Consider the following 10783-nt stretch of genomic DNA (forward strand, 5'->3'; position numbering starts at 1 on the left):
GGTAAACATCCAGTGAATTATCGCAAGAAGCTTCCTCTCGGTGTTACAAATTTATAAAAAAATATCAAATAAAATTAGGAATTGAAGATAGTACCTAGACCAATCAGAAATAGAATTTTTTATTTGTAAATTTTGGAATTCCTCAACGCCAGTAACTCTTGAGTATTTATTATTTTTTTGAATCCAGATTCTTTTAATCCAGCATACAATATTTTATCACCAGACCATAAAGTAGCTTTTAAAAATTTTGTTAGAGCAACAAAAATCTATATCGTCAATATCAATGTTTTTTGTAATTTTTTCTGATGTTATCCAAATATCAACAGGAATTATTTCTTCATTTATGAATTTAATTTTAGATAAAATTTGAGCGTAAGAGGTCTCTAATTCAGCATCATTTAATTTAGAAATTTTTTTAAGTTTTTCCCAATGCTTCTGAATTTCAAAACGCATATAGCTGCAACTTTAATATTCAAAATGCTTCTTAGAATTAAAAATCAAATCGCCAATCGTTCCGTCAGAATTTAAAAGCGTGCTAAAAATGATATTTGTATCAACTACAATTTTCATTTAATCAATCTGCTTTTATTTTCTTTCCACCAACCTTTTTTTACTTCTTTAGATAATAAATCAACATCATTTTGTGAAGCTTTAGATTTTGAAGTAGCTTCTTTATAAGTCAAATAGTCAACAAGATTTTGAAGACCATCAGTTGTAACATAGGAAGGAATTCTAATTATTATTTCTTTTTCTGTTCTTTCAATAATCATCTTACTGTAATTTATTTTCAAATTTATAAAATAATTCCAAATAGACACCATTTAACACCATATTTTAATGTTATCACAAGTATCGATTTTTCTAATTTTTAAATCAAAATCTAAAAATCTAAAAAAAACTTCTACTTTTGCCTCACAAACAAAAAAGCAAATGGCAAAGAATTTAGTAATAGTAGAGTCACCAGCAAAAGCAAAAACCATCGAGAAATTTCTTGGAGCAGATTACCAGGTCGAATCAAGTTATGGTCACATTGCCGATTTGCCTTCCAAAGAAATAGGAGTAGATGTCGAAAACGGATTCAAACCCAAATACGAAGTTTCAGCCGATAAAAAAGCATTGGTTACCAAACTTAAAGGATTAGCAAAAAAAGCCGATATGGTTTGGTTGGCTTCCGATGAGGATCGTGAAGGAGAAGCAATTTCTTGGCATTTATCAGAAGAATTGAATCTTGATAAAAACAAAACCAAACGAATTGTTTTTCACGAAATTACCAAAACTGCTATTCTAAAAGCAATCGAAAATCCAAGAGAAATAGATTATAATTTAGTAAACGCACAACAAGCACGAAGAGTTCTTGATAGATTGGTTGGTTACGAATTATCGCCAGTATTGTGGAGAAAAATTAAAGGCGGACTTTCTGCTGGACGTGTTCAATCAGTTTCTGTGAGATTAATTGTAGAACGTGAACGCGAAATTCAAAACTTTAAAGCACTTGCAAGTTATTCAGTCGTTGCAGAGTTTGTGAACGAAGCAGGAAGAGCTTTCAAAGCCAAATTGCCAAAGAATTTTAATACAAAAAAAGAAGCCGAAGATTTTTTATCTAAAAATATAGGTTCTAATTATAAGGTAGCCGATTTAGAAACTAAACCTACCAAAAAATTTCCAGCTGGTCCATTTACAACATCAACTTTACAACAAGAAGCAGCACGTAAATTATACCTTCCAGTAGGAATTACAATGCAATTGGCACAACGATTATACGAAGCCGGATTGATTACTTACATGAGAACCGATTCTGTGAATCTTTCTAAAGATGCAATGGAAGCTGCGCAAGCCGAAATCATAAAATCGTATGGAAAAGAATTTTCTAAGCCAAGAACATTTGTAAACAAAAGCAAAGGCGCACAAGAAGCACACGAAGCAATTCGTCCTACAGATATGTCGCGTCACACTGTGAATATTGATAGAGATCAAGCTCGATTGTACGATTTAATTTGGAAAAGAACTTTGGCTTCGCAAATGAGTGATGCCGAATTGGAACGTACCAATGTAAAAATCCAAGCCAATAATCATCAAGAAGTTTTTACAGCATCTGGAGAAGTTATAAAATTTGAAGGTTTCCTAAAAGTATATTTAGAAGGAAACGACGAAGATGATGATGAACAAGAAGGAATGTTGCCAGCAATGAAAGTCAACGAAAAATTGGTAAATAATTACATCACGGCAACCGAAAGATATTCTCGTCCGCCAAGTCGTTATACTGAAGCTTCGTTAGTAAAAAAATTAGAAGAATTAGGAATTGGTCGTCCGTCAACCTATGCGCCAACTATTTCTACAATCATCAACAGAAGTTATGTAGAAAAAGGAACTTTAGAAGGTCAAGAACGAAATTACACACAATTGACATTACAATCAGGAAAAGTTTCTGATAAAATGTTGAAAGAAAATACAGGTTCAGATAAAGGAAAATTAGTGCCAACCGATATTGGAACCATTGTAACAGATTTCTTAGTTAAGAATTTCGAGAACATATTAGATTATAATTTTACCGCCAAAGTAGAACAAGATTTTGATGAAATCGCAGAAGGAAACATCAATTGGACTAAAATGATGCAGGAGTTTTACGATAAATTCCATCCTAATGTAAAAGATGTTGAAGCCAATGCCGATAGAGAAAGTGGCGAACGAATTTTAGGAAAACATCCAGAATCTGGTAAGACAGTTTTGGTTCGTTTAGGAAAATTTGGCGCAATGGCTCAAATTGGTGATAGTGAAGACGAAGAAAAGAAATTTGCAAGTTTGCGCCCAGAACAAAATATGGGAAACATAACATTAGAAGAAGCTTTGAATTTATTTTTACTTCCAAAAGCTCTTGGAGAATATCAAGGAGAAGAAGTTGAGGTAAGTCTTGGGCGTTTTGGACCATTCATCCGTTTCGGAAAAGTATTTGTTTCACTTCCAAAAGGCGAAGAACCATTAGATGTAGATTTAGAAAGAGCCAAAGTGTTAATTGACGAAAAAGCGCAAGCTGATGCACCAATTGCAGTTTATAAAGGAGAAGGAGTTCAAAAAGGAACAGGAAGATTTGGACCATTTTTAAAATGGAACGGAATTTTTATAAACGTAAGTACAAAATATAATTTTAATGATTTATCTCAGCAAGAAATTGAAACAATTATAGAAGACAAACTTCAAAAGAATATAGATAAAGTAATCCACAATTGGGAAGCAGAAGGAATTTTGGTTCAAAAAGCACGTTGGGGAAGAAGTGAAATTACTAAAGGAAAAATCAAAATTGAACTAAATAAAGATATTGATGCTACAAAACTAACATTAGCAGAAGTTCAAGAAATGATAGAGAAAAAATCACCTGCAAAGAAAACAGCAGTTAAAAAAACACCAGTAAAAAAAGTAGTTTCAAAAAAGAAGTAATAACATGGATTTCGATTTTTTAACACCAATTGACACGCATTTGTTGATAGACATAAAACGTCTGTCATCTCAGCATTTATCTAGTAAAGTGGTTTTTCATACTAACGAAGAATTTCCAGATTTAAGCAAGGTTAAAATTGCAATAATTGGAGTTTTAGATAATCGCGGAAATTCAAATAGTAATAATAATGTTGATTTATCAAACATTAGAAAAGAATTTTACTCTTTATTTCCAGGAAATTGGAGCCAAACAATAGCAGATTTAGGAGATATACTTCCAGGTAATTCATTAGACGATACTTATTTTGCGGTTCAAAAAGTTGTTGCTACATTAATAAAAAAAAATATTATTCCAATAATTATTGGTGGTTCTCAAGATTTAACCTATGCTATTTATCGAGCGTATGATTCTTTAGATCAGATGGTTAATTTAGTTTCAATAGATTCTAAATTTGATTTAGGTAAAGAAGAAGGATTAAACCCATCAGAATCGTACTTGTCAAAAATTATTATTGAAGAACCAAATAATCTTTTTAATTATAGTAATATAGGATATCAAACCTATTTTAATTCGCAAGAAGAGATAGATTTATTAGAAAAATTATATTTTGATGCATATCGTTTAGGAGAAATATGCAATACAATAGCGATTTCAGAACCAGTTTTTAGAGACGCAGACATAATAAGTTTAGATTTAACTTCTGTAAAGTCCTCAGATTCAGGAAATTCATTTACTTTTGTACCCAATGGTTTTAATGGAAAAGAAATTTGTTCTTTGGCAAGATATTCTGGAATAAGTGATAAAGTTTCGGTTTTTGGATTGTTTAATCATGATAATACCAAACAAGAAGCTGTTTTAATTGCACAAATTATTTGGTATTTTATAGAAGGAGTACATTTTAGATCTAACGAATATCCCTTTGGAAGTAAAAATAATTATTCTAAATATATTGTTCCGCTTGAAGATGAAGATATTATCTTTTATAAAAGCGATAAAACGGAGCGTTGGTGGATAGAAATACCTTTTTTTTCAAATGTTAATAATAAACTAAAAAAAAATACGTTATTACCGTGTACGCATCAAGATTACATTGCTGCAACCAACCAAGAGTTCCCAGAACGTTGGTGGAAAGCCCAAAGAAAGAATATAGTTTAAAATAAAAACATCGATAAAATTTAACTTTTAGGCATATTTGTAAGTTAAATTACATTAAAATTATATTTTTTAGCTTTTTATCGATTATTATTGCTTTTTATCGATTATTTATTTTGTAGTTTCCAGAATTGTTACTATTTTTGAATCGTCAATATAAAAAATGTGAACCATTTAATTGTTTTTTTCAAAAAAAATAGATAGGTTTACGCCCTTAAAATTAATTACATAATTAACCCAAATTTATATGAAGAAGTTCATTGCATTTGCATCTGTTTTAACACTACTAGTCAGTTGCGGTAAATCTAGCGACAAAGGCGAATTGGTAGGAGTTAAAGGTAAAAAATGGCATCCTGAGAAACCTTATGGTATGACATTAGTTCCTGGTGGAGCATTTATAATGGGTAAATCAGATGATGATTTAGCTAACGTACAAGATGCGCCTACCAAAACCGTTACTGTAAGATCTTTTTACATGGACGAAACCGAAATTACAAATAGTGAATACCGTCAATTTGTAGAATGGGTTAAAGATTCTGTAATTAGAGTTCGTTTGGCTACTTTGGCTGATGAAACTGGTATAAAAGCTGGTGCTACAGGAAAAGGTGGTAAAGGTGGAAAAACTGGTAGTATTGGAGATTTTGCTTTCGCAGATACTGATCCTGCTAAAATGACGCCTTATGATAAATACATGTATGAAAACTATTATAGTGTAGGTACAGCAGATGATCCATTTGCAGGAAGACCGCTTAATAGAAAATCTAAACTGATAACAGATACTAAAAAATATCCAGACGAATATTATACAGAAGTTATGGATACTATGTATTTACCAGTTGCAGAATCTTTTAATGGTTTAAGAACAATTGATGTAAATAAATTACAATTTCATTATTCTTGGATGGATATTCAAGCTGCAGCTAAAGCTAAAGTTGGTAAAAGAAGTAAATTTATTAAAACAGAAAACACTAAAATCTATCCAGATACAACTGCTTGGATAAAAGATTTCGCTTATTCTTATAATGAGCCAATGCATAATGATTATTTTTGGCACCAAGCTTATGGCGATTATCCAGTTGTTGGAGTTAATTGGAAACAAGCAAAAGCATTTTGTGCTTGGAGAACATTAAACAAAAATATTTATGTTAAAAAGAAAAAAGGAAGAGATTTAATTAATTCTTTCCGTCTTCCAACAGAAGCAGAATGGGAATATGCAGCTCGCGGTGGTTTAGAATCTGGAACATATCCTTGGGGTGGACCATATACTAAAAACGATAGAGGTTGTTTTATGGCAAACTTTAAACCAAACCGTGGAGATTATGCAGCAGATCAATCATTGTATACTGTAGAAGCGAAATCTTACGAGCCAAATGGTTATAATTTGTATAACATGGCAGGAAACGTTTCAGAATGGACAGATTCTTCTTATGATGCATCTTCTTACGAATATGTTTCTACAATGAATCCAAATGTTGCAGACAATTCTAACAATCGTAAAGTAGTTCGTGGTGGTTCTTGGAAAGATGTTTCCTACTTCTTACAAGTAAGTACTAGAGATTTTGAATACAAAGATACTGCTAGAAGCTACATCGGATTTAGAACAGTACAAGATTATATGGGAACACAAACAACTGGAAATGGTAAAAAACCAGTAAAACTTTAAACTAAAATTTAACTAACTTAAATTATATTAAACTTAACTAACTAAAATTATTATTTATTATGGCATTAATTAACAAAAAAGTGATGAATTTCGCTTACGGAATGGGAGCAGCAGTTGTAATCGTTGGAGCTTTATTTAAAATTCAACACTGGCCAGGAGCAAGCGCAATGTTAATTATCGGATTAGGTGTAGAAGCATTCATTTTTGGATTATCAGCTTTTGATCCAGTTGATAAAGAATTAGATTGGTCATTAGTATATCCAGAATTAGCTGGTGGAGATGCCAAAGCAAAAGCTATAAAAGCAGAAGATCCTAAAGAAGCTCAAGGTTTATTATCTCAAAAATTAGATGCAATGTTAAAAGATGCAAAAATTGATGGTGAGTTAATGGCAAGTTTAGGAAATAGTATTAAAAATTTCGAAGGTGCGGCTAAATCAATCTCTCCAACAGTTGATGCAATGGCAGGACAAAAGAAATATGCAGAAGAAATGGGTAAAGCAGCTACACAAATGGAAGCTTTAAATGGTTTATATCAAGTGCAGTTACAAAGTGCTGAAAGAAACGCACAAATAAATAATGAAGTTGCAGAAAACAACATAAAATTAAAAGATCAAATGCAGTCGTTAACTTCTAACTTATCTACATTAAACAATGTATATGGTGGAATGCTTTCTGCAATGAGTAACAAAGGATAATTAGTTTTAAACTAAATTTATATAAAACAATTTTAAACTAAACTAATTAGAAAAAATGGCAGGAGGAAAATTAACCCCTAGACAGAAGATGATTAACCTAATGTATTTGGTATTCATCGCTATGTTGGCATTAAATATGTCAAAAGAAGTATTATCAGCATTCGGATTGATGAATGAAAAATTTGAATCTGCAAACGTTGCATCTATAGAAAATAATAAAACTTTATTTGCAACCATAGATCAAAAAGGAACCGAAAATCCATCTCAGTTTGGTTCAGCAAAAATTATTTCATCTAAAATATCTTCAATTTCAAAATCATTTTATGATTATATTGAAACATTAAAAAAAGATGCAAAAGAAGGTATTGAAGTTGACGAGGAAACTGGAAAACTTCCTTATGAAGCTATGGATAAAGGTGGTTTTATAGATGAACAATGGTTCAAAGGTGATGCTTATTCTCCTAAAGGAACTGAAATTGTAGCAGCTATGAATAAATACGTTTCTGATATTAAAAGTGCATGTGCGTCAGATCCTATTTTATTAAAAAAACTTGCACCAATGATAAAGGAGTTAGAAACTAAATTTAATACAAAAGATATTAAAGATAGTGAAGGAACAACAAAAAAATATTTAAATTATCATTTTGAAGGTTTTCCTGCAATCGCATCTTTAGCAAAATTAACAGCATGGCAAAATGATGTAAAAAAATCTGAATTCGATATTTATAATACCATGTTAGGAAAAGTTACTATGGATTTATCATCTATGAAAAATTATACCGCACTTGTTGTTTTAGATAAAAGTGCATATTTTCAAGGTGAAACTGTAACAGGTAAAGTTGTTTTAGGTCGTTATGATGACAGTACTAAGCCAACATCATTTCAAGGTCCAGGAAGTATTAAAAATGGTCAAGCAGTAATTTCTATGACTGCTGGAGCAATTGGTGAACAAACTATAAATGGAAAATTTACTTTCCTTGAAGATGGAAAAACTATTCCTCTTCCATTTGAAGGAAAATATGTTGTAATACCAAGACCAAATTCAGCAAATATTTCTGCTGATAAAATGAATGTTGTATATAGAGGTTTACCAAATCCTTTAACAGTTTCATTTGCAGGTATTGGTGATGATAAAGTTAGGGCTTCTGGTGCAGGTGTTTCATCTGCTGGTGGAAAAGGAAAATATAATTTAGTTCCAGGTTCTGGTGCTGAGGTTACAGTTACCGCTACTGGTACAATGACAGATGGTAAATCTGTTTCTGACAGTAAAGTTTTTAGAATTAAAAATGTTCCACCTCCAACTGGTTATGTTGCTGGTGAATTATCTGGAAAAGGTCCTAAAACTAGACTTCAAGTTGCTCAAGTAACTGCAAAATTACCTGATTTCTTATATGATTTAACTTATCAAGTAACTGGATTTACCTTAAAAGTTGGTGGTCAAGCTGCCGTGGTTGTAAATGGCGATAGAGTTAACGCTCAATGTGTTGCTGCGCTTGCTAAATCTGGTAGAGGAGATATAATATCAATTTTTGATATTAAAACTAAAATAGTAGGAACTGGAGCAGGAATTATTCCAGGAAAATGTTCTCCAGTTAGCTGGGAAATACAATAATATTTTAAGTAGAACGTTATCTTCTTAAATAACTTATAAATAGAATTATGAAATTAAAAGCCCTTTTATTAGTTACCTTTAGTGTTTTAGGAAGTTTTACTTCTTATTCACAATCTAATTTATTAAATGCAAAAACACCAGATGAGATTGGTAAAAAAACTACTGCTCAAATGGATTCTGATAATGATAAACCATTACCTTACGGCTATGTACATGACAGAGATGTATTAATGGGTAAAACTGTATGGGAAAATATTGATCTTGATGAAAGAGTAAATTTTCCATTATATTTTCCAATCGATACTGCTAGTATTGGTAAAGATAGAAGATCTTTATTCCAAGTACTTTTAAATGGAATTAAAAGTGGTAAAATAACTGAGGTTTATGGTGATGAATATTTTAACACCAAAAAATCTATAAAAGATATGAGTTCGTCTTTTAAATACATTGATACTGCCCAAGTAGGTTTTGATGAGATTAATACTGATATTGAAGCATATAAATCTGGTAGAAAAATTCTTGACAAACAGTTTGTTAATGAATTGGAATTAACTGCTCAAGATATTACTGGTTTTAAAGTTAAAGGTTATTGGTATTTTGATAAACGTCAAAGTGAATTGAAGTACAGAATGCTTGCAATTTGTCCTGTAGCACCTGAAGCTCGTGAAATTGGAAAAGATAATGCTGACGTTATTGAATTGTTTTGGATTTATTTTCCTGCAATTAGAGATGTACTTCATGAAGCTAAAGCTTTTAACGATAGGAATTCTGCAATGCCAATTACATTTGATCATTTGTTAAATTCTCGTCGTTTTAGTGGTGTAATTTACAAAGAAGAAAATGTTTATGGTGATAGAACTATTGATGGTTACATGAAAGATAATGCGCAAATGCAATTATTAGAATCTGAAAGAGTTAAAAGTAAAATTCGTGATTTTGAACAAGACATGTGGAATTACTAATTCAATTTCTTAAAATATTAAAAACTCTTACTTAAAGGTAAGAGTTTTTTTATGCACATTAGCTAACTTTGTAATTCTAAATTATTGTTATGATTGATTATTTAATTGTTGGTTGTGGATTGGCAGGAATAGCTTTTGCTGAAAAAGCAATACAAAACAACAAAACCATTTTAGTGGTAAACAATCAATCGCAAAATTCTTCTAAAATTGCTGGTGGACTTTATAATCCAGTAATTTTAAAAAGATTTAGCCAAGTTTGGAATGCTAATGAACAGCTAGAATTATTGGATGTTTTCTATGCAGGTTTAGAACAAAAATTAAATGTAAAACTAGATTACAAATTACCTTTACTAAGAAAGTTTTACTCTGTAGAAGAACAAAACAATTGGTTTATAGCTTCAGATAAACCCAATTTATCTAAATTTCTTTCTACTAAATTAATAACAAAACAATATAATTTTGTTCCATCACCTTATGGTTTTGGTGAAGTTTTGCATTCTGGTTATGTTGATACCAATTTGCTTTTAGAAACCTATCAAAATCATCTAAAACAACTAAATTTATACATTGAAGAAACATTCAATCATTCGGAATTAGTAATTGAAAATGAATTTGTTGTTTATAAAAATACAAAAGCAAAACATATTGTCTTCGCAGAAGGATTTGGAATGCTTTTAAATCCATTATTTAATGATTTGCCTCTAGATGGAACAAAAGGCGAATTATTGATTATTAAAGCGCGAAATTTAGATTTAGATGTAATTTTAAAATCGTCACTTTTTATTGTTCCTCTTGGTAATGATTTATACAAAGTTGGCGCCACTTACAATTGGGAAGATAAAACAAACAATCCAACCGAAGAAGGCAAAAATGAAATTCTAAAAGATTTAAAAGCTTTAATTACTTGCGATTTCGAAATTATTGAACATATAGCTGGAGTTAGACCAACAGTTAAAGACAGAAGACCTTTAGTTGGAACGCATCCAAAACACAAAAATATACATTTATTAAACGGCTTAGGTACTCGTGGCGTAATGCTTGCACCAGCAATGGCAAGAGATTTATACAATTCTATAGAAAAAAATATTCCTTTAGATTTGCATATCGATATTAAAAGAATTAAAAATTATGGAAAATAATTATTAGAAATTTGAATTTTACAAAAGACGAAAATTAACTAGCCCGGATTATCTCACTAAAATATTTATTTTATTAGGTGTTCGATGAACTTAAATGTTTGAAATGGAAATCTTTTAGTTGCGATTT

General features: G+C 30.9%; 9 protein-coding genes. 7 read left to right on the forward strand and 2 right to left on the reverse strand.

Annotated features, from left to right (window positions below):
• Positions 1-216: 216 nt before the first annotated feature.
• Positions 217-453 (reverse strand): PIN domain-containing protein, encoded by a 237-nt coding sequence (locus tag ACH2BC_RS00070; protein WP_395051867.1) that lies wholly within the window; start codon positions 451-453, stop codon positions 217-219.
• A 113-nt stretch (positions 454-566) separates the two neighbouring features.
• Complete coding sequence (locus tag ACH2BC_RS00075) at positions 567-770, reverse strand: hypothetical protein (RefSeq protein ID WP_395051868.1); 204 nt, start codon at positions 768-770, stop codon at positions 567-569.
• 160 nt (positions 771-930) lie between these two features.
• Between ACH2BC_RS00075 and topA the strand changes: the two genes are divergently transcribed.
• The 7 genes from topA to ACH2BC_RS00110 all read left to right on the forward strand — a co-directional run bounded on the left by topA (position 931) and on the right by ACH2BC_RS00110 (position 10656).
• Positions 931-3432 carry a type I DNA topoisomerase gene (topA, locus tag ACH2BC_RS00080; protein ID WP_395051870.1) on the forward strand — a complete coding sequence of 834 codons (2502 nt, stop codon included), beginning with the start codon at positions 931-933 and terminating at the stop codon, positions 3430-3432.
• Between the two features lie 4 nt (positions 3433-3436).
• A complete protein-coding gene (locus tag ACH2BC_RS00085; protein ID WP_395051871.1) occupies positions 3437-4588 on the forward strand; it encodes a formimidoylglutamase in 1152 nt (383 codons plus the stop codon).
• A 244-nt stretch (positions 4589-4832) separates the two neighbouring features.
• Positions 4833-6248: a gliding motility lipoprotein GldK gene (gldK, locus tag ACH2BC_RS00090; RefSeq protein WP_395051872.1), complete on the forward strand. Its 1416-nt coding sequence runs from the start codon at positions 4833-4835 to the stop codon at positions 6246-6248.
• Between the two features lie 59 nt (positions 6249-6307).
• Positions 6308-6943, forward strand: coding sequence for a gliding motility protein GldL (gene gldL / locus ACH2BC_RS00095; RefSeq protein ID WP_395051873.1), 636 nt, complete (start codon positions 6308-6310; stop codon positions 6941-6943).
• 55 nt (positions 6944-6998) lie between these two features.
• Positions 6999-8555: a gliding motility protein GldM gene (gene gldM, locus ACH2BC_RS00100; RefSeq protein WP_395051874.1), complete on the forward strand. Its 1557-nt coding sequence runs from the start codon at positions 6999-7001 to the stop codon at positions 8553-8555.
• 47 nt (positions 8556-8602) lie between these two features.
• Positions 8603-9517: a gliding motility protein GldN gene (gene gldN / locus ACH2BC_RS00105; protein ID WP_395051875.1), complete on the forward strand. Its 915-nt coding sequence runs from the start codon at positions 8603-8605 to the stop codon at positions 9515-9517.
• Positions 9518-9606: 89 nt separating this feature from the next.
• Positions 9607-10656, forward strand: a complete 1050-nt coding sequence (locus ACH2BC_RS00110) for an NAD(P)/FAD-dependent oxidoreductase (protein ID WP_395051876.1) — start codon at positions 9607-9609, stop codon at positions 10654-10656.
• Positions 10657-10783: the final 127 nt, after the last annotated feature.

The sequence above is a fragment of the Flavobacterium sp. genome (genome assembly GCF_043760115.1).
Taxonomy (GTDB): domain Bacteria; phylum Bacteroidota; class Bacteroidia; order Flavobacteriales; family Flavobacteriaceae; genus Flavobacterium.